The 18,822-nt window shown below is 46.0% G+C and carries 19 protein-coding genes and 1 tRNA gene; 10 read left to right on the top strand and 10 right to left on the bottom strand.

The features are described 5' to 3' along the window. Positions 1–22 precede the first annotated feature (22 nt). The gene (locus OZ401_RS09630; protein ID WP_341468012.1) at positions 23–1,489 is read left to right on the top strand and encodes an rRNA adenine N-6-methyltransferase family protein; all 1,467 of its coding nucleotides are present in this window, start codon (positions 23–25) and stop codon (positions 1,487–1,489) included. Positions 1,490–1,535: 46 nt separating this feature from the next. After that, positions 1,536–2,387 carry a hypothetical protein gene (locus tag OZ401_RS09625; RefSeq protein WP_341468011.1) on the top strand — a complete coding sequence of 284 codons (852 nt, stop codon included), beginning with the start codon at positions 1,536–1,538 and terminating at the stop codon, positions 2,385–2,387. A gap of 716 nt (positions 2,388–3,103) precedes the next feature. On the opposite strand, the gene OZ401_RS09620 is transcribed toward OZ401_RS09625, so the two are convergent. The 6 genes from OZ401_RS09620 to OZ401_RS09595 form a co-directional block, all read right to left on the bottom strand. Further along, a complete protein-coding gene (locus OZ401_RS09620; protein WP_341469871.1) occupies positions 3,104–3,673 on the bottom strand; it encodes an integrase core domain-containing protein in 570 nt (189 codons plus the stop codon). 407 nt (positions 3,674–4,080) lie between these two features. Further along, on the bottom strand, positions 4,081–4,479 hold the full coding sequence (locus OZ401_RS09615) for a DUF6262 family protein (protein ID WP_341468010.1): 399 nt from the start codon (positions 4,477–4,479) through the stop codon (positions 4,081–4,083). After that, complete coding sequence (locus OZ401_RS09610) at positions 4,472–6,331, bottom strand: tyrosine-type recombinase/integrase (protein WP_341468009.1); 1,860 nt, start codon at positions 6,329–6,331, stop codon at positions 4,472–4,474. The genes OZ401_RS09615 and OZ401_RS09610 overlap by 8 nt, the downstream gene beginning before the upstream one ends. After that, positions 6,321–7,424, bottom strand: coding sequence for a tyrosine-type recombinase/integrase (locus OZ401_RS09605; protein ID WP_341468008.1), 1,104 nt, complete (start codon positions 7,422–7,424; stop codon positions 6,321–6,323). The genes OZ401_RS09610 and OZ401_RS09605 overlap by 11 nt, the downstream gene beginning before the upstream one ends. Positions 7,425–7,485: 61 nt before the next feature. Next, positions 7,486–8,097 (bottom strand): COG3415 family protein, encoded by a 612-nt coding sequence (locus OZ401_RS09600; protein ID WP_341468007.1) that lies wholly within the window; start codon positions 8,095–8,097, stop codon positions 7,486–7,488. Positions 8,098–8,348: 251 nt separating this feature from the next. After that, on the bottom strand, positions 8,349–8,573 hold the full coding sequence (locus OZ401_RS09595) for a hypothetical protein (protein ID WP_341468006.1): 225 nt from the start codon (positions 8,571–8,573) through the stop codon (positions 8,349–8,351). Between the two features lie 198 nt (positions 8,574–8,771). Between OZ401_RS09595 and rpsT the strand changes: the two genes are divergently transcribed. The 7 genes from rpsT (at position 8,772) to OZ401_RS09560 (ending at position 13,769) form a co-directional block, all read left to right on the top strand. Next, positions 8,772–9,047: a 30S ribosomal protein S20 gene (gene rpsT, locus OZ401_RS09590; protein WP_341468005.1), complete on the top strand. Its 276-nt coding sequence runs from the start codon at positions 8,772–8,774 to the stop codon at positions 9,045–9,047. A gap of 77 nt (positions 9,048–9,124) precedes the next feature. Beyond that, positions 9,125–9,198 (top strand) — tRNA-Asp (locus OZ401_RS09585). 248 nt (positions 9,199–9,446) lie between these two features. Further along, on the top strand, positions 9,447–10,430 hold the full coding sequence (locus OZ401_RS09580; RefSeq protein ID WP_341468004.1) for an HNH endonuclease: 984 nt from the start codon (positions 9,447–9,449) through the stop codon (positions 10,428–10,430). Positions 10,431–10,729: 299 nt separating this feature from the next. Beyond that, positions 10,730–11,155, top strand: a complete 426-nt coding sequence (locus tag OZ401_RS09575; RefSeq protein WP_341468003.1) for a FitA-like ribbon-helix-helix domain-containing protein — start codon at positions 10,730–10,732, stop codon at positions 11,153–11,155. Then, the gene (locus OZ401_RS09570; RefSeq protein WP_341468002.1) at positions 11,152–11,580 is read left to right on the top strand and encodes an HNH endonuclease; all 429 of its coding nucleotides are present in this window, start codon (positions 11,152–11,154) and stop codon (positions 11,578–11,580) included. The genes OZ401_RS09575 and OZ401_RS09570 overlap by 4 nt, the downstream gene beginning before the upstream one ends. A 166-nt stretch (positions 11,581–11,746) precedes the next feature. After that, a complete protein-coding gene (locus OZ401_RS09565) occupies positions 11,747–12,241 on the top strand; it encodes a hypothetical protein (protein ID WP_341468001.1) in 495 nt (164 codons plus the stop codon). A 130-nt stretch (positions 12,242–12,371) separates the two neighbouring features. Next, positions 12,372–13,769, top strand: coding sequence for an IS110 family RNA-guided transposase (locus OZ401_RS09560; RefSeq protein WP_341468000.1), 1,398 nt, complete (start codon positions 12,372–12,374; stop codon positions 13,767–13,769). Positions 13,770–13,859: 90 nt separating this feature from the next. On the opposite strand, the gene abc-f is transcribed toward OZ401_RS09560, so the two are convergent. Continuing rightward, complete coding sequence (abc-f, locus tag OZ401_RS09555; RefSeq protein ID WP_341467999.1) at positions 13,860–15,539, bottom strand: ribosomal protection-like ABC-F family protein; 1,680 nt, start codon at positions 15,537–15,539, stop codon at positions 13,860–13,862. 461 nt (positions 15,540–16,000) lie between these two features. Continuing rightward, entirely contained in the window at positions 16,001–16,999 is a 999-nt protein-coding gene (locus OZ401_RS09550; RefSeq protein ID WP_341467998.1) for a tyrosine-type recombinase/integrase, read from the bottom strand. 308 nt (positions 17,000–17,307) lie between these two features. Between OZ401_RS09550 and OZ401_RS09545 the strand changes: the two genes are divergently transcribed. Beyond that, positions 17,308–17,661 (top strand): transposase family protein, encoded by a 354-nt coding sequence (locus OZ401_RS09545; protein ID WP_425607601.1) that lies wholly within the window; start codon positions 17,308–17,310, stop codon positions 17,659–17,661. Between the two features lie 25 nt (positions 17,662–17,686). Here OZ401_RS09545 and OZ401_RS09540 read toward each other — a convergent pair whose 3' ends face one another. Both OZ401_RS09540 and OZ401_RS09535 read right to left on the bottom strand, forming a co-directional pair. Next, complete coding sequence (locus OZ401_RS09540) at positions 17,687–18,229, bottom strand: transposase (RefSeq protein ID WP_341467997.1); 543 nt, start codon at positions 18,227–18,229, stop codon at positions 17,687–17,689. Positions 18,230–18,304: 75 nt separating this feature from the next. Beyond that, positions 18,305–18,730 (bottom strand): helix-turn-helix domain-containing protein, encoded by a 426-nt coding sequence (locus tag OZ401_RS09535; RefSeq protein ID WP_341467996.1) that lies wholly within the window; start codon positions 18,728–18,730, stop codon positions 18,305–18,307. Positions 18,731–18,822: the final 92 nt, after the last annotated feature.

Below are 18,822 nucleotides of genomic sequence, written 5' to 3'. Positions count from 1 at the left end.
CCTCCAGAACCGGAGTAAATCTATGGGACGCGAAGAGAAAGACGCGGATAATGGCGATATTTCCCGGTTAGCGGCTTCCCACGCGGCTGAGTTACGTGCTCAGTTAGTAGAATTACTCAAACAAGGTCTGGCTTTTAAAAACCCCTTGATCGAATCAGCATTCCTGACCATCCCTCGGGAACACTTCTTGCCACCCGAATTAACGCTTGAAAAAGTTTATACCGACGATGCCATAGTAGTGAAATACACAGACGACGGTATGCCCAGTAGTAGCAGTTCACAGCCATATTTGATGGCGGACATGTTGGAAGTTTTGCAGCTTGAACCGGGAATGAAAGTGCTGGAAATAGGGGCGGGGGTGGGTTATAACGCTGCCATTATGGCGTATATAGTCGGAACACAGGGTCAGGTTGTTACGGTCGAACTAGATACTGAACTTGCTAAAAATACCTACCGCAAGCTACAAGAGTTAGGAGAAATTTACTCAAAAATAAAGGTAATAAATACCGATGGCGCAGGTGGATTTGAGGAAGAAGCACCCTACGACCGCATTATTGTTACGGTACAACAATGGGAAGTCAGCCCGGCATGGGTTTCCCAATTAAAAGTAGGTGGGTTGCTACTGGTACCAATTTCAATTAGTCGGCATGTTTGGGGGGGGTTAATACCCTGTTTTCGGAAGGATGCCGATGGTATTTTGCGTGCTATTGATTCAAGCACAGGTGGTTTTATGCCAATGCGCGGATCTATGCTGCACCCTCTTTCACGTCGGTTTGAGCCAAACTCACAATTGGTAACCACATGTTTACCGCTCGACTCCATTTTGCCGCTTAATCTACGAGTAAACGGTGGGAAAATCTATGTTACCCGTGAGGCTTCGCTGGATAAATATAGCGCTTTGCTTGAGGCTAATTACAGCCACCAGAAAGCTAATGGATATTTACGGAGAGAATTGCTTGATCCTGCCAGCGATATTTTTCAGGATTGGTACAAAAATTGGGGCAATAACAGACAGAAATGGGCACAATTAGAGAATGAACAGCGTACCGCAATCGGGATGGCGCAAGGTTTTAACATTTTGCTGGCAGCTGCCCATGAAAAACGAATTTGTAGCCTATTGGTTGGTAATGAGGTCTCTACTCAGGAAGCCCGCAACCCTAACGATCGGAATAGTATCCGGTTTGACTGGCGAGGTATGGTATTGGTCGTGCCAACCGAAGATGAGCAAGCTTTAGATCTTGCGATTATAATAAATGCAGAATCGCTATTAGGTTGGCGAATCGGTATATCAGACTCTACTTCCAACCAAGCTCTTTTACTGGTCGAACAAGTATGGGATTTATGGATAGAATTGGGCTGCCCTCAATCGAGCGATTACCGACCAATAGCCTTTCCATCCGGTAGTAATCCTCCAGCGCCGGGTTTCGTAGTACAAAGGCAGTATTTTGACCTGCTTTTACCTCTTGGTGAGAGCGATGCGGATTTTTAACGCGATTATCTAACACCTCTAGAAAGAATAGCATAGCATGGTGGCAGTGAACAAAAGAATAGGTTTTTTAGTAATACTGGTCTTGTTTTCAAGCTGGATATTTGTCGCATGTGGTGACGATACCACACAGGAACTTTCTATCGGAACGCTACAGACCGAATCCATAATATCCAATGACTCAAAGGCTATTTCATTGGATATTGCAGGCGGCGAAATACAATTGCAGGGTAACAGTGATACCGGCTTAATGGGGCAACTTGACTATAATATCCCCCAATTAAAGCCACAAACCGATGGAATTGGCTCACCAAGCCTTAAAATCCACCAAAATATTAGCGGTAGTAAGTTGCCTTCCAACGGCTTGGTAAACCGCTGGAATTTGCAATTCGGTGGTAAGGAAGGGTTGGATTTCAGCGCAGCCATCGGCAACGGGAGTGTAATTGCTAATACCGGCAATGCACAACTAAGCAATTTTTACGCGAAAGTACTAAATGGTAGTGTGGATTTGAACCTAGAACAGCCACAGACCTCGCTAAAACAGCTTTCGGTTGAAGTGGGAACCGGTTCTATCAGCATGAAAGGGTTGGCTAATACCAACTCTCCCGCGATGAATATCAAGGTAGGTAGTGGTAAGATTACGCTTGATTTCTCAACAGGACTAAATGCAACTTACTACGCTGTTGCCGGAGTGGGCAATGGTGATATTACCTTTGTTGTGCCAAGCGGATTGGGCATTAAAGTAACTGCGACAATCACGACCGGTAATTTCAGCGCACCAGGATTTAACCGTATAGGCAATCAAACAATTTATACAAACGCTGAATATGCTAAAGGTGGAAATGTACTTAACCTAGACCTAAGAGTGAGCAATGGAAATATAAAAGCACTGATCAAATAAATTTACGTAATTACTCAGGGAGGGGAGGCAGGGAAAGGGTTACCCGCTGTAAATTTTGGAATTTAGTTTCATTTTGTTGGGAATTTAGGTTCACTGTAATGGAAATTAGCTTCATTTTGGCATTTTCATGGGTTTTACAGAATTCCTAACTTTCAGTGAAAAATAATTCCAAAAGCTTTTGAAATCTATTTTAGTCAACTATATATGTATTTTCCTAAAATACCTGCTCAGGGTAACTAGGTATTCTAAATCTCTCAAGGTACATTCCCAGTCGATTATTGCATGGCTTTGTAGAGTGCCAGATTAAGACAACAAAATAGAGTCTTCCGCAGGTTGCTGCTGCTGCTATGAAAATCCGTTTCCCCCCTAACCAAATAGAGAATGGAGTCAGAAAATGATCAAGCTAATTTGGGTTCAGGGTTTTTAAGATTAACCTGATAACCCAGCCGCTCTAACTGTACTGTTTACCCGTAGCAACACCCTCTACTATTCTTCGACACTTCGTAGCCCCCCTGAGAGAGCAATAGCTCCTTCCCATCAGGCTATTTCCCCCTGGTATTTGTCTGGAAATTCGTTTTCCACTTCTTTTGCCTTCTTCAATTACACTCCCCACCGTACATACCACTCCTCTTCCGCTTCCAGACCGCAAAAGTACACCTCTAACCTTCCGGCTTTCCGGCTGGCGTGCTGCCTTTCTCCCTTTTCAGCTATTCCGGCTAGCTATCGAAGGCGATGCCCTGCCTCGCTCTGGTTCTCATTCCCGCTAGCCGCCGCTCACTCTTTGCTTCCTTCAACCGTAACTTCAGAAATTCCTCATAACCTAACTCTTGTCCGATCAAGCCCTTGATTGCTACCCGTTTCACTTCACGCTGTTCATTCCAAAACACCAATTGTCCTTGTACGCCGTCCACTTCCGCCTGCACATACTTCCCCGCCAGTTCTTTTCCTACATAGTAGTGGTGTTTATCTACTCGAACTGTCCCTTTATGATCGGCTTTGCGTAGGTATCTCAAGCCGTGACAGCTTTTTATCCACCCATCTGGGTTCACTATCAAGGGCAGACTTTTCAGGACTGGCAACTCAGCAAAGGCTACTCGTGGAGGCTTGTTGCCACAACTCAGCCCTTGATGCGGTCTCTCATAGTTGTAATGTTGCCGGTACTGGGCCGTTACTTCTCGCACTTGTGCTAGGGTTTGAGGCTGGAGTGCTGCCAGACACTCCCTGCCAAAAGAGCCATTGTAGCGCTCCACAAAGCCATTCATATCAGGACGATGGGGTGGACAAATCGTGACGAGGATGCCCAGACAAGTCCAGTATTTGACGAAGGCGGAAGGGAAATCACGGTGCTATGACTACCCACCCAGCGAGGATCGCGGTCAAAGGTGATTTGTTCAAGGTAGACCGTGTTGTTTTAGCACTTCACTCATCGTCAAGAGGGCACTCTCGGCGTTGTAGTCGGAACGCGCCACTGCCTCCACCAATATCGAAGTTCCCACACTATACATTATCTGTAGGGGAGTAGAGGCTCTGGGCTTAACAAAGGGATGAATACTTCGTAGCTATACTTTCAACGTAGAAGTTTTTAAATACATAGGTTCGAGGTTGCGACCTCGAACCCGCCTACATCCGTGAAACAGCCGTGCAGTACGTTAGGTATGGAGAGTTGTTAGAGGGCTGTTTCACTCCTTCGGCGTTATTGTTTAGGACTGGGCTGCTTATAGATCTGTCCGTAAGCTACTTCAATTTGTCGTTTGAGTTCTCGGTTTTCTGCCTCAAGCTGTTTAATGTGCTGACGCAAGGTAACCAGTATAGCCTTCCTCGAATCTTCTGAAGCACCTGTCTTAACGCCCAGCTTCTCTGGCTGCATATTATCCGTTTTGCATTGGTTCCTTAAATATTCTATCCGTTCTCGTATGGCAGTTTGCCGGTAGAGCCAGGCAGTAGAAACCGCTGCTACTTTACTTACTGACATAAAATTTACGGGTTGTTCCTCTCGTAACAACCTAGCAATTCCTTGTTCGGCGCGTTGCAAAGCAGCTTGATGCCGGGCTTGTGCCTGCAGCCGGAGACCTTCCACGTTGCGTTTATGCATCTTTTTTCTCCTCTTTTTCCAACGCCTCAATTATCCGCTCCAGATTTTCCTTGACCCGCTCATTCATCTCGACCTGGCGTTGCCAATTGTTATTACGAGCGATCAGCAACAAACACTCGGTTTCTCGCCTTTGAACTTTATGACGTTCCAGAAAACTGGCATCCGTGCGAAAATGAGTACAAGTCAGGCAAGCATTAGCGTGTGGGCACGGTCCGGCAACTACCGGCAGAGCACAATCGCCATTGGGTAGTGTTTGAGCCAGGATGTTTTTCTTGAACCATTGCATTTCACCTGAATTGACCTGCGTCGCTGTTACTACCTGCCCTGTAATGTCAATAACCTGACTTCGAAAACGAATATATGCTTCTTTAAGGGTTTGGTCGTGAATATGAGCATAGCGCATTGTCATCTCGGGTGACTCATGTCCCAGAAAACGTTGCACAATATGCTGTGGTACTCCATTATTGATCATTTGGGTAGCCAGGGTATGCCGAAATTGGTGCGCGTGGAAACGGTAAAGCCGCCCACTACTATCACGAATATCCCTGGCGCAGCAAGCCCGGTTCAAAGCATTAAAGAACCCCCTTTGTTTGAAGGGCTGTCCTTTAGGACCCGGAAATAGGATAGCGATAGTATTGCCCCACTTGCTTTTGACAGTAGCTTGTTGCTGTTGAATAACAGCGGCGACTTCCTGAGAAAACGGAATAGTATGCTCCTTTTTCATCTTATGCTGGTAATAACACAGAAACCAATCGCCGCTGGCATCTTGCAATAGGCAATCCAGAGAGAGGGTTAACATTTCACTCAGCCGCATCCCGCACTCTCGTAACATAAAAACCATCTGTCGGAGAGGTTCTGGGAAAGTATTCAAGTGACAGTTAAGTTGCTCCATTACATCAGCCGGAATGAAGCGTGGTTGTAACTTGGGCAGGTGCGGAAAATCTTCATTGTAAATTAAACGTTTGCCAGGGACTTTAGCCCAATCTTCACGACTGCATAATTCTAGGAAAATTCGCAAGTGAACCAGGTGATGGAACCAGGTGGAAGCCATCATGCCGCTTTTGTTCAGGTAACTCAAGTAAGCTTCTATCACACTTCGGTTTAAATCGACCGATTCTAGTAAAGGATATTGCTCCTTTAGAAAACTAGAAAAGATTGTTAGCGCTATCAGCCGACTTTTACAGGTACCAGCGGTACAACTGGCTAGGCTATAGCGCATAAAATGCTTAGCCGCTTGCACTAACCAGGGTTGGGATATTTTAGTGAAATTAAGCTTGTAATTGGAAATAGCGGGGTTGAGTGTTACCCCTAATCGCCGCAAATCCCAGATTTCTCGCTCATATTCGGGACGGTCGTCATAAGCTTCTTGAATTACCAGATAAATTTGGCGAAAGGCTGAAACAAGTTGAGAATTGGAGTGACTGAACCGGGTCTTTTGTGAGCTATCCAGATAGGCACTCTGATGGCTATAGGCGCGACCCATGCTGACAAGGTAAGTTCTCAAGGAAAAAAGCCATTTATCCAGGTTATAGATCATCAATGAAGTTGCTTTGGGTGCTGTGGAATTCAGCCAGTCGCTCAGGCTGGCTACCAAGGCTGGTCCAGACCAGGTTTGGATGTTCCAATCCCCTCTCTCAAGTTTATACCAGCAACCGTACTTTAGCTCAATATTGAGAAATGGAGACTTGCAGCTAAACTCAATTATGCGGTTGTCAGCTAAGAACTCAGGCTTGCCAGCAAATAAGGGACAAGTTGCCATTTTCCACCTGTCCTGTGCCCACCAGCCTTGAGGTTGCTCGGCTAAATGCTGTTGCTGGGTACTTACCCCGGCTGTTTCCAGATTATTCGTCACGTGGGGCTCTCCTTTCCAGATAGATCTGATAGGCTTTCTTTAAGTCAGCTTCAGTCAGATGAACATAGGTATTGAGGGTGGTTTGTACCTGAGCATGCCCCAGGCGTTTTTGGACAAGGGCTGCATCCCAGCCATTTTGGAAAAGCTCAGTAGCATGCGTATGCCTGAGCATATGGGGATGGACTGCCAAACCGGTTTGCTTACTTAAGCGGTGAAACAAATCGATTACACTCTCATAGTGCAGGGGTTGCCCTATTGCCCCTTCCCACAAATTGACGAAAACATAGTCGCTGTCAGTATCGCCAAATTCATCCAGCAAATAGCGGGTATAAAGCGACATAAGCTCAGGTGAGACGTGGATGGAATAGGGCTGGAGGGTTTTAGCCCGCGCCTGATTAAGGTTATTTTGACGTGTCACGATCCGAATAAGGTTATCCCAGGAGTGAATATCTGAATGTCGCAGACCGAGAGCCTGTCCCACCCGCATTCCCGTCTGGTAAAGCAGGCTGACCAGATAGCGATCCCGCAGATTGTGGCAGGCCTCTAGCAATTGCTGAACTTGTGCATTAGTCAGAGTTTTAGGCAGCCTTTTAGGAACCTTGAGTTTGATGAGCCTGGTGGTCACTGGTTTGGATTTGGAAATATGGTAGAGAAAATCTTTGTAACGGCGTTGGGGAAACGATTGTGAACGATAAAGTGCCAAATCCGTCGCAAAACCTCGCCGTTGCTGATAGTCATAGAAAGCGGAGACTACCGCTACTATGGTATTGATAGTTGACTCACTTCGCTTAGCCAGGCGCGGCTGAAGAGAAATAATGCCCGGCAAGGGGTTGCGCAACCAAGCAACGAAGGCGGCCAACTCATCTAAACCGACTTTACTCCAGTCCAGCTGGGATTCGGTCAGATATTGCCAGTAAAGTTTGAGGTGATGGGCATAGGATCGAATAGTATTGGGAGAGCGCTCCAGGTTATGCAGGTATGACAGAAATTCTTGCACTGGAATGACTGGTAGAAAATTGTCATCCAGAAGCAGCCAGCTTACACCCGCCACTTGGTGGTCAGGCCCGGACAGGCTTAAACGTTGTACTTTCATAGTTAAGTAGCCTCACGTTGTATAGATGGTTTACTTTGTAGAACCGCTCTAGATAATTCTTCTACAAAGTACCAAAAATGTCAGTTAGGCTACTTCGTTTACTTGATACACACTCCATTACTCCCCTACAGATAATGTATAGTGTGGGAACTTCTACCAGATGCTGTTTCTTACCTTCAGGACCGATAGTTACGGTGGAAGCATCCTTGTAATCCACTTCCCAATGGGATAAAGGGGCTGGTCTGACCTTGGGTTGGTGGGGCTTTTTAGGAGATGGTTTGAAGATACGCTGGAACTGGTGTAGCACTTTCCAGATAAAAGCAAGGGAAGTAGGGGGTTTGAGCCCCTGCTGTCGCAATCCCTCGTCACGCTGGAGGTAATAGACAATTGCTTTTGGACCTGGGGTACGGTGGAGGTTTTCGGGAGGTTTATCGCGGATGGAAAGAATACGCTCTACCAGACAAGGATCGGGTGGGGTAGGGGCAGTGGAAAAGCTGCGCAGCACCGCATGGTCGGTGGGAGGAGCCAGACGCAAACGCTTGCGCCACTTTTTGACCCAGGAGAGGGAGCGGTGGAGCGTTTGGGCGAGAGTAGGGCGAGACCAATCGGGATGTTGTTGCTGCAGATACCGAAGTTGGACCCGGTCAGCTTGCCAGTGCATTTCATCTTGCATTGTTTTAATCCTTTCACCTACACTGGACAGCGAGCAAGCGAAGGTACAAGTTACTTTCAGTATATAACTCTTTTCCACCGGATTTGAGGGGGGCTACGAAGTCTCGAAGAGTAGTAGAGGGTGTTGCTACGGGTAAACAGTACACAGTTAGAGCGGCTGGGTTATCAGGTTAATCTTAAAAACCCTGAACCCAAATTAGCTTGATCATTTTCTGACCGCATTCTCTATTTGGTTAGGGCGGAAACGGATTTTCATAGCAGCATCAAGCAGTGTGGTACGAATACAATGACTTCTATAAAGCGAGCTTGAGAATCAGATCTGAGCAGCAAGCAAAGCAAGTTACCACATAAATTGGCGATAAACCATTTTTCACCTCGTTTATCCGTCACTTTTTCCAGAGCAGCGCACATCGATTTCGGTTCAATCTTTTTAGTGGCGCTTAACTTTATCCCATCCAAAAATTTGTTAAAATCCATCTTGCTTCCTTTCGTTATTTTGGTTTGTTTGGTCACTACCATTTTAGCGAATCGAAACTTTTGCTTGTTTTGTTATTCTCTGAAACGCCCTGGCCGGTTTGCAAGGCACTAATCTTTCTGATATAATACTTCTCCATCAGTCTGAAGTGCGAATTTTTAGAACCCCTTTATAGAATGGGGCAGGAGGAACTGGAAGCTTTGGCTAACCTGAAAGCATCAATTAAACAAATCCGCCAGGATGAGCGCAAGACCCTACGTAACGGTCCGGTGCGTAGCTCTCTTAAAACCTATGTGAAAAACGCTAATATTTCCGTTGAAAATGGAAACCAGGAATCTAGCCTGGAAAGCGTTCGAATTGCTATAAGTAAATTGGATAAAGCAGCTCAAAAGGGCATTATTCATAAGAATCAGGCTGCTCGTCGCAAATCTCGTTTGGTAGCTAAATTCAAGTCCAAGTTTGACGTTGCTAGCTAAAAGAAGTGTTAGGGTATTACCTAGGCTCAAAACCTATTTGACAACATGGTACATTTCTGGTAATATCATCTAAGTGTGGAGGCGTGGTGTAGCGGCCTAACATGCATCCCTGTCAAGGATGAGATCGCGGGTTCAAATCCCGTCGCTTCCGTAAAATTTTTCACAATATATACCACAATATATTGTGATAAGCCCAAACAAAGACCACTATATAGTGGTCTTTTGTTATGTACGGAAGCGTACTTTGACGATACTTCGCTTCCGCGGTTTTTTGATACCTTCACGTCCAGCCTACTACATAGTATATTATAAGGAAAAATTGTCACTTTATCCCTACAGATCTTGGATAGAAGATTTCATTTCAGGATTCAAGCATTTTGAAGTAAATCAGGAATTAGTTTGAGTAGCGAACCTTTTGAAAATTATTTGAAGATGTTTGGAACTTTGCGCCAGAGTAAGGATCGCAGCCAATGGCCTGCGGAGACTCTGTATGCTGCCCCATACAAACCTATCCTTTTATTGTCAATTTTAGACCTCCTCGAACAAGGGTTCATAAGAACAAATCTAATCGAGCTTAGCCAGGAACTGGGAGAGCTTTTTACTCTATATTGCTCAAAAGTGTTATCGCCGGAAAAGATAGGCAATATTGGAATGCCTTTTTATCACCTGACAGGCGAGGGTTTCTGGCATCTTCTACCGAAGCCGGGTTTTGAAAATCTGTCTGGTGATAAACCCAGCGCATCCCGATTGAAAAAAGTGTTGATCGGGGCAAAATTTGACGATGCACTATTCAGCTTGTTAGTTATTAAAGAAGTCCGCGATGCTTTTAGAAATCTTTTGGTCCAAAAGTATTTTTCAGAGAGCATTCAGCATAAACTCATAGAATTGAGCCAGGTGAATAAAGCTGCTTTCGAGTATAGTGAGAATTTACTTAAAAAGCCTGCTCAAAACTTAAATATTAAGGAAGTGGCAGACGGTTCGGTAGAATATGTAAAACAGGTGCGAGATCAGGCTTTCAGAAAAGCGGTAGTGAAAGCCTACAATCATCGTTGCGCTATTTGTGGCTTAAGGGTGATTACAGCGGAAGGGCATACCGCAGTAGCAGCAGCGCATATTGTTCCTTGGAGTATCAGTAAAAACGATAGTATTACTAATGGAATTGCCCTTTGTCATTTATGCCACTGGGCTTTTGATGATGGGGTGACGGGAATTTCTAATAATTACCTGGTGCTAGCATCTGAGCAACTTAATTTAAGCGGTAATGCTCCGGGTGTTTTTCTGATGGTACGCGATAGACCGATTTTCAAACCTGACATTGAAGAGAGATTGCCAGACCTCGAAGCGCTGCACTGGCATAGAAAAAATGTTTTCAAGCTTCTCTAACAAGCCTTCCCATAAGTTGTTCCCTTTGTTACCTTCTAAAATCAACCAAACTGTGAACAATGCCTCCAAAGATGGGTTCTGAAAAACTGCAATCAGTGATTGCAGAAATCAGTTAGCCTCATTTGTTCCCACAATCATCGCTGTTTTTGAAAGCACAATTGTAAGAATTATGGTTATCCAGCTCATTCTGAAGTATAATCAGCTTGATATCAAGTGATTTTGTATATTTCTTTCATTCTGGGTAGATAAGATTCAAAAATTAGAAATTCTTGCCTAAAAGCGTAGAAGGTAACGAGATTATGAGCCAGGAGATAACTGTAAACTTGCCGGAACCGGTCTACCAGCGCCTTAAAGAACGGGCAGAACAAACCCGACGAAGCGTTGAAGACGAGTTGGTTGAGATTGCGGCCACCATCATCCCGGAAGATGAGAAATTACCAGCAGATTTGGCAAATACAGTAGCAGCTTTGCAATTATTAGATGACAAAACAGTATGGCAGGCAGCTCGTACTCATCTCTCAGCAAAGCAAATAGGTAGGATGGAAAAGCTGCATGATAAACGCCGTAATAACTCGTTGACAGTTGCTGAAGAAAAGGAATTGACTGACCTGATCAATGATTATGAAAAGGTTATTGTGCTCCGCTCCGAAGCAATGGATATTCTGATTGAGCGAGGTTACGATATTTCGAAGCTGACAAAGCTGACAAATAAGAAAATCGCGTGAGCGGCACATATATTCCGAAAGCTCTCAGAAAACGGGTGACAGCGCAAGCTAAATATCGTTGCGGTTATTGCCTAACCCAAGAAGAAGTTGTGGGAATGGAAATGGAATTAGATCATTTGGTTCCAAGAGCACAACAGGGAGAAACCAACGAAGAAAATCTATGGCTAGCCTGTTCAGCCTGTAATAACGCGAAAAATGACCGTACAACCGCCCGTGACCCTTTAACAGACGAAGAAGTAGCGCTGTTCAACCCCCGCAAACAAGTTTGGAATGAACATTTTCGTTGGACGCCTGAAGGCGATAGGATTATTGGGTTAACCAGTACCGGAAGAGCCACTATAGTAGCCCTGAACCTAAACCGCTATTACCTGGTGCGTTCGAGGCGTATATGGGTAAAGACGGGTTGGCATCCTCCTCGAGACTAACCAACCCCTAGAAACTAGAGTTTTTTGAGCAGCGGCATCAAATTTGGTCTTTAATCTTTTTGCTACCGTACAGATATAAAGGAGAGGAAAAGGAGGAGAAGGTTGAGGCAGAGTGGTAAACTGTAGTTTTCTTACCGACCAAAGTAGAAAGCAAAAGGATACCAAAATGAGTGACAACCTTCGCCGACATCGTGCCATAAAACAGCAATTGTTGCAACTCCACCCACAAGCGCAGGGGCGCGAATTACAATATTTAACAATTCTAGCGATGGTGATCAGTGGGATTGTAGGTAGTCGGCATAGTGCGTTGCCTAATATCGCCGCCAAAGTGCCAGATAAAACTAAACGGGAAAGCCGCATCATCCGAATGCGCCGATTGCTCAAAAATGATAACTTTAACCAAAAAGTGGTGTATGCTCCTTTCGCCAAACAATTGCTGAGTAGCCTGTGTCATTGTCCACTGGTACTGGTGATAGATGGCAGTCAGGTTGGTGCTGGTGGAATGGGCTTAGTAATCAGTGTAGTATATCAGGGGCGGGCTTTACCTTTGGGTTGGTTGGTGGTTAAGGCTAAAAAGGGACATTTAGCTCAAGCTTATATAATAGTTTTGAACAAAGAAAAGCTTAGACTACAGCAAAGTACTCAAAAGCTAATAGACTGATGGTAACGGGAGAACCGAGGTCTCGACTTACGGCTTCATAACTGGATAGCAGTGGAGAAGACCGACTTGCAAAGACTGTTCCCCGACCATTAGCGCTAGTAGCGGCAATTAGGCTTGTTACAGCGCAGTTATGCGACTGGCTATCCGCGATAAGCTTACGCACGCGCTGAATGGTTGGGTGTCCCGTAAGTTCAATAGTGTATTGTGTAGCAGCCCTTTTAGCTGGACTAAGGTGCAAAAAATGATTACTCCTCCATCTGAAACCCCAAAGCAAGCCTCAATAGGTCGGCTGTTTGCCGTGGGTATTGATGTAGGTTGTGAGAAGTGTAGTATAAGTGTACTTCGCCCTGACAAAACAGTAGTCATCAAGCCTCTCGAATTTACTAATGACGCGCAAGGTTATGCTTTTGTGCTGACTAAGCTCGAAAGTTTAGGGGTAATACCAGCTCAAATCACCATCGGCTTGGAAGCGACTGGACGTTACTGGGAAAACTTGTATCACTATCTAGCCAGATTGGGTTATAATTTAATTCTTTTACATCCGGTCCAAACCCATCAGTTCGCACAACGTCGTGGTTTACGGGCTAAAACTGATGCCTTGGATGCTGGAACGATTGCCAGGGTAGTCCTAAGCGATGAGGCTCGACCAGCTTATGTGCCAGGTGATTTGGTGGCGACCTATCGCGAATTAGTTCGGCTTCATTCCAACCTAGCCGATGAAATTGGTCGCTATCGAAATGAAATTCACGCCTTACTTTTTGTTATATTTCCAGAATATACTCAGGTCTTTGCTGACCCCTGCCGCCCCACTGCCCTGTCCTTATTAAAGCTATATCCTAGCCGTCAAGCAATTGCAGAAGTTCCTATAGGAATTCTAAGTGCTAAACTCATTGAATTAAGTAACGGTCATTATGGTTTGAAAACCGCTGAACGGCTACTTACATTGAGTAAAAAATCTGCCAGTAGTGGGCTTGCCAGTAATGCCCGTGCCCAGGGCTTAGTGATTTTGTGCGACCAATTGCTACATACCCAGGCTAACCTTGAGATTTTAGAAAGTGAAATTGCTCAACTACTGCAAAAAGATGAAGCAGCCAAGAAGTTGGCTGAAATCCCCGAATTTGGACCAAAAACCATCGCAGGGTTACGGGCAGAGCTAGGCGAAGTTGGACGTTTTACCAATTGTAATCAGGTGGTGGCCTACGCTGGGCTAGATTTAACCGTGAAGGAAAGCGGAAAATGGAAAGGCAAGGTGAAACTTTCCAAGCGTGGCAGTGGTCGGTTGCGGCGCCTGTTATACATGGCGGCATTAGTCAGTTTGCGTCTTAAAGTATCTGCCTTTGGGGACTATTACCGCGAATTAAGGAAGCGTGGCATGAATGGGCGCAGTGCATTGATGGCGGTTATGCGTAAGATGTTAATCACAGCTTACTCTTTGTTAAAGAACGACAGCACCTTCGACCCGAAAAAAGTCTGGATCGGTGCTAAGTTTGTGGCCAAAGAGTTACCATTGGTTGCTCAGGTGGCTTGACAAACTACGATGGCTTCTTTGTACCTAACTGTTACTACCTAAAACTATTATATAAGTCGAGCTTAGATATTTAATACCCCAGCTTGAAACTTAGCTTTTGCGTTTGGGCATGTTCAGAGTACCCAGGTCGATCTTCCCGGCGGTACGTTCGTAGAAATCGGTGAAGTTGCCAAGGTACTCTTTGATCTGTCCGTTTTCGATAGCTACAATTTTATCCACCACCTGGTCAAGGAAATATCGGTCATGCGAAATTACCAGGATAGTACCCTCGAAATCTATCAAGGCATCTTCCAACACGATCATTGAAGGAATATCCAGGTTGTTAGTAGGCTCATCCAAAAGCAGAAAGTTGATACCCTTCAGACCCAACCCGACCAGTTGCAGACGGCTTTTCTGACCGCCGCTCAAATTGCCGATGGGGGTAAAACATTCGTCATAATCGAGTAGCAGACGGCCCTTAAGCAGGGCTACTGCTTTTTCATCAATCATGGGTTGGATCGAGCGAACGTAATCTACCGGGGTCTGACGAAGGTCGAGTGTTTCTTGTTCTTGTGAATAGTAGCCCACTTTTACCCGAGCGCCCAGTTGGACGGTGCCGGTGGTTGGTATTTCTTCGCCAAGGATCAATTTGAAAAGAGCAGTTTTTCCGCTGCCATTTGGCCCAACCAGGCCAATTCTTTCACCATAGTGGATTGAAAGGTCAAAAGGGGCGTATAGTTGGCGGGTGCCGTAGGTCATTGCTACTGCTTTCAGCCGCAAGGCTATTTTGCCGCTGCGTTCCTCTTGCCCGAATTCAAGCTCGACCGTGTTCCGGTTGAGGGTCGGCTTGGGGGTATTTTCCAGTTCGGCTTTGCGGGCATTGAGCTGCCGCTTTTTGCTCTGAGCCCGACCTGCAAACTTCAGGTTCAAAGAAGCCCATAATTTCAACCGACGGGCGGTTTTTTCCAACTCCTTTAGCTCGCGTTTTTGCATTTCGTAAAGCTGGGCTTCTTTTTCCAACCGGCGTTGTTTGGCCTCTCGGAAACCCGAATAGTTACAGTGGTACTCGTAAATCTTGCCATCTTCCAGCTCGAAAATATGGTTGATAAAACGGTCTAAAAAATAGCGGTCGTGGGAAATGGTGGCTACTGCGCCATCGTGGGACATAATATATTGTTCTAGCCAGTCTTTAGCTTTGATATCCAGATGATTATCCGGTTCGTCCAGTAAAAGTAAGTCCGGTTCCTTTACCAGCAACTGGGCTAAGCCGATTAACTTTTTCTCACCACCGCTCAGTTTGGTAGCCGGTTGGCTGAGTTGTTCCTCGGAAAAGCCGATACCTTTAAGAACCGACTTAATTTTGGCCTCGTAATTGTAACCCCCGCTCCGGTCGAACTGCTCCTGGATTAGGCCGTACTTGTCCAAAATATTCTGGAACTGGGCTGGGTCAGCGGTAACCGCAGGGTCACCCATGTGGGCTTCCAATTCCTGGAGTTGCTTATGGAGACTGACAATTTTTGGGTCTGCGCTCATTACCATATCCAGTACGGTATCATCCGGATTAGCCTGCGGTTCTTGTTCTAAATAATCAATCGAGGTACCTCGTGGAATAACCACCGTCCCAGAATCGGGCGGCTGTTTGCCAGCCAGGATTTTAAACAGCGTGGATTTTCCGCTGCCGTTTTCACCGATCAAGGCAATTTTATCGCCCCTTTTAATTTCAAAGTCCAGGTTATCAAAAACTAGATTGCCACCGAAATATTTATTAACCTGGATTGCACGCACCAGCATGGTTTGCTCCAATAGTAAAAAAGTTAGATATAAGAATATATAGAATTTCTGGTAGTCTTCCGAGCGAGTTGATAACACTCAAAAAATAGAACCTATCAACTCATTCATTTGCCGAAGACTATCGGAATTGAAGGGCAAATTCAATCAAAATAAGGGTTTCGGTTTCTTTAGTTGCCACTTTACCAGGAACTGAACCCACTTTATCAGCAACGGAATAGACTGACTCAATTCCCAGATTGCTGAGTACAAGGTATTGAGTATTGTATCATTTTATTCCATTGTATTTTGAAGAATTTCGCAAGTGGGTTGGAACCCTGATTATTACTTTAGCGCTCATAACGGGGGTTACTTGCTTACGCTCCTCTTTAGTAAACCCATTTCAGCCTATCGCGTTGCCTTGTTACTGGCTTCACCCCCTGCTATTGGGGACACATTCGCTCAAAGAAAGGCAATCCCTTACTTTACTCCTGGTCGAAGGGCAGCTTGATCAACTCGGCGGCCTTCTGCTTGGCAACCTCTCCCCGCCGGTCATAGCGGGCGGTGGTGGTGACGCTGGCATGTCCCGCCAACTTCTGCACGGTGGCAATATCCGCTCCCGCATCCAACAGATCCGAAATGAAGGTGCGCCGCATATCGTGCGGGCTAAAATGTTCCAGCCCCGCCTCCTTGCCCCGCTGCGACAAGATCCATAGCACCGCCTGGTCGCTCAAACGCCGCTTCTGCAGCTTTCCCACTTTGTTCACCGGCAAGAACAGTGGTCCGCTCTCTTCCCCTCTGACTTTAACCCACGCTGCCAGCACCGTACCCGAACCCTGCCCTAGATAGGTGATCCGATCCTTGCCCCCCTTCCCGGAGCGAACTTTCAAGGAATTGTCTTTGGTATCAAAATCCTTCAAGTCCAGCTTGACCACCTCGCTGCGTCTGAGACCTGCGCCGTACAGCACCGCCACCAGCGCCAAGTCTCTTGCCCCCTTGGGACTTTTATCTTTCTGGCAGACCCGTAAGAGGAGGGTCACTTCGTTGGGAATCAGCGCCCTGCCTTTGGGTAGGCTCTCGCCTCTGATGCCTTTAAGCTTGGTGGTGCGGCGGAAATCATCGGCGGAGATAAGCCCCAGATTCTCGGCTTGGGAGAGTACCCCCCGTAAAGCGGAGAGCATGTGGTTGACGGTGGCGGGACGGTAGCGTTCGGCCAGTTTGGCGCGCAAGGCTTGGGTGTGCTGGAAACGGAGAGAGTGCCAGGGGAAGTCGAGTGGGTCGGAGGGTTCCCCCTTGATGGTCTCAACAATGGCAGCCAGAGCACGTCGCATGCCACGCCGACCAACTGGACGGAGGGAGGCGAGGTAGATGGCAGCGGGGTTCTGGTCGAGGGGCAGCGACGGGGGCAGTTCTACTGTGACCAACTCCATGGAATCGGCAGGCAGAATGATGGTCTCGGAATTTATCTCTTGAGGCTCTGGCATATTAGGGCACTTCTTTCGGTTGCTCAATCCAGCAAGTTAACTGTATCGCAATATCCACTATCTAATAGGTAGAGGTTCCACGCCTCCTTATAAGGCGATTCTCCCTCTGTAATGGAGTTAATTATACCACATTTCCATGTAACTTATGACAATCACGGTTGTCAAAAGTTATATCTTGGGGAATTTGTCCCCTTAACACAGTGCAATAAAGATTCGGCGGATTTTTTCACCTGTGGCGCGGCATGCATTTTATAATGGGTTAGAAAATTCGGTTCAGCCGCAACTCTAGTGCTAAAAGTAACGAAACCGTGAATCGTACATGGAATAGACCAATATTACTTAACCCAAAGTCTAGAAGAACGGTGGAAATCTTGATAACTATTCCATTTAATTTAGCTGGCTTTAGCTTTAACCGCTTTTACCAGAATGATTCCAAATTATTGATTTCAGCTAATGCAACTTCCAGGGAAGCCGCTTGTCCCATTTGTCAGACCCTGTCGAACCGAGTTCACAGTTATTACACTCGTAGACCTAAAGATTTGCCTGTCACTGATAAAGCAGTTCGTCTGTTACTTGCGGTACGCCGTTTTCGCTGTGTTAACCCAGTTTGCCCTAGACATGTTTTTGTCAAGGGAAAAAGGGTTCTGGCGCACTTTGCGTGAAAATATGGGCGATAACCCAGATTAGTTAAGCCGCAGTAGGGCGTAATACCCTCGCCCTTAGCAACGTGAATCTAGCGCGACCGAACATTGTTTTCTTAATCGTTTTCAATCGATTAACCTGACCCTCTACCTGACCTTGGCTGAACTCCAAGGTTAGACCAGCTTTCACTGCTGCCTGGTCTTGCCTTATCCCATTCGCAAAACTTCCCAATTCCTGTAATTGTGCCAGCCCCACCTGCTGTTCCACCTTTTTCAGCCACTCTTCTAAATTCTGACCTTGCCGCCCTCGCAGCATTTTCACAAATTCCTGACTGAGTTGGTAAGCTGTCTCTATTTCACTATCAAAGGTTCGTAGATGGATCAACAACTCCTGCTGCTTTTCGGTTAAATCCTCTGTATTCTTCAACATTACAAAACTGGCTTTTCTGGCACTTAGCAGTGGTTGTGGTTTTAGCTTAGGGAGCGCCTTACCTTCTGCACTACTTGCTCCAGGTGGTCTTCCACGACCAGTTTTCAGTGGTTTTGGCGGAGGATGATTCAATCGGTATTTTGCCAGATATTGAGCCATAAGTGCCCACGACCCGGTGTAACCACGCTCTTTAATCTCAAGGAAAAGTTGTACCCCTTTGTAAACTCCTTCTGCCTATCTCAGTGCAATATAAGGTTTGTACAAATCCAATATACTTGGCCCGGAGGCACGGGGAGTGTAACGTGGTACTTGTTCGGCTATCAAATATTTCTTTACAGTTTGCCTGCTAATTCTTAATTCCCTGGCAATTCTGCGTTGGGTTAAGCCCTCCTCACATAGTGCCTTAATATGTTCAAATAAATAATCTTTGCGACTAATTGGTATGGTTAGTGGCGTTTCTTCAGCAGAAATTTCCTTATCTTCATTTTCTAGGGTGGTTAAAGCAGTCTCAAGTTTTAGCCCTACCTTCCTTCTTTGTTCGTTCTCTGAAAGAATTACAGGCTCAAATTCTTGGTTTTCAACTTGTTCTACCCGGCTACATTCCAGTTGCTCCGTCTTAACTTGCCTGGGGAGTAAACAAGCACTTTTACGCTCAAACATAGTTTTGAGATGGTCTCCCAGATTCACGTGAGATGGGCCGCCAGCGAGTTACTCTTCCAAAGAAAAGCACTTTTCCAACGGCCTTCTCCCAA

This window comes from Candidatus Chlorohelix allophototropha (assembly GCF_030389965.1).
GTDB lineage: Bacteria > Chloroflexota > Chloroflexia > Chloroheliales > Chloroheliaceae > Chlorohelix > Chlorohelix allophototropha.
This window is presented reverse-complemented; position numbering and strand designations above follow the sequence as displayed.

Coding starts and splice junctions, on each gene's coding strand:
- OZ401_RS09600 (WP_341468007.1), bottom strand. CDS start 8,097: ATGCAAGATGAAATGCACTGGCAAGCTGACCGGGTCCAACTTCGGTAT.
- OZ401_RS09565 (WP_341468001.1), top strand. CDS start 11,747: ATGAGTGACAACCTTCGCCGACATCGTGCCATAAAACAGCAATTGTTG.
- OZ401_RS09560 (WP_341468000.1), top strand. CDS start 12,372: ATGCGACTGGCTATCCGCGATAAGCTTACGCACGCGCTGAATGGTTGG.
- OZ401_RS09605 (WP_341468008.1), bottom strand. CDS start 7,424: ATGAAAGTACAACGTTTAAGCCTGTCCGGGCCTGACCACCAAGTGGCG.
- OZ401_RS09535 (WP_341467996.1), bottom strand. CDS start 18,730: ATGTTTGAGCGTAAAAGTGCTTGTTTACTCCCCAGGCAAGTTAAGACG.
- OZ401_RS09575 (WP_341468003.1), top strand. CDS start 10,730: ATGAGCCAGGAGATAACTGTAAACTTGCCGGAACCGGTCTACCAGCGC.
- OZ401_RS09595 (WP_341468006.1), bottom strand. CDS start 8,573: ATGGATTTTAACAAATTTTTGGATGGGATAAAGTTAAGCGCCACTAAA.
- OZ401_RS09540 (WP_341467997.1), bottom strand. CDS start 18,229: ATGGCTCAATATCTGGCAAAATACCGATTGAATCATCCTCCGCCAAAA.
- OZ401_RS09615 (WP_341468010.1), bottom strand. CDS start 4,479: ATGCATAAACGCAACGTGGAAGGTCTCCGGCTGCAGGCACAAGCCCGG.
- OZ401_RS09550 (WP_341467998.1), bottom strand. CDS start 16,999: ATGCCAGAGCCTCAAGAGATAAATTCCGAGACCATCATTCTGCCTGCC.
- abc-f (WP_341467999.1), bottom strand. CDS start 15,539: ATGCTGGTGCGTGCAATCCAGGTTAATAAATATTTCGGTGGCAATCTA.
- OZ401_RS09630 (WP_341468012.1), top strand. CDS start 23: ATGGGACGCGAAGAGAAAGACGCGGATAATGGCGATATTTCCCGGTTA.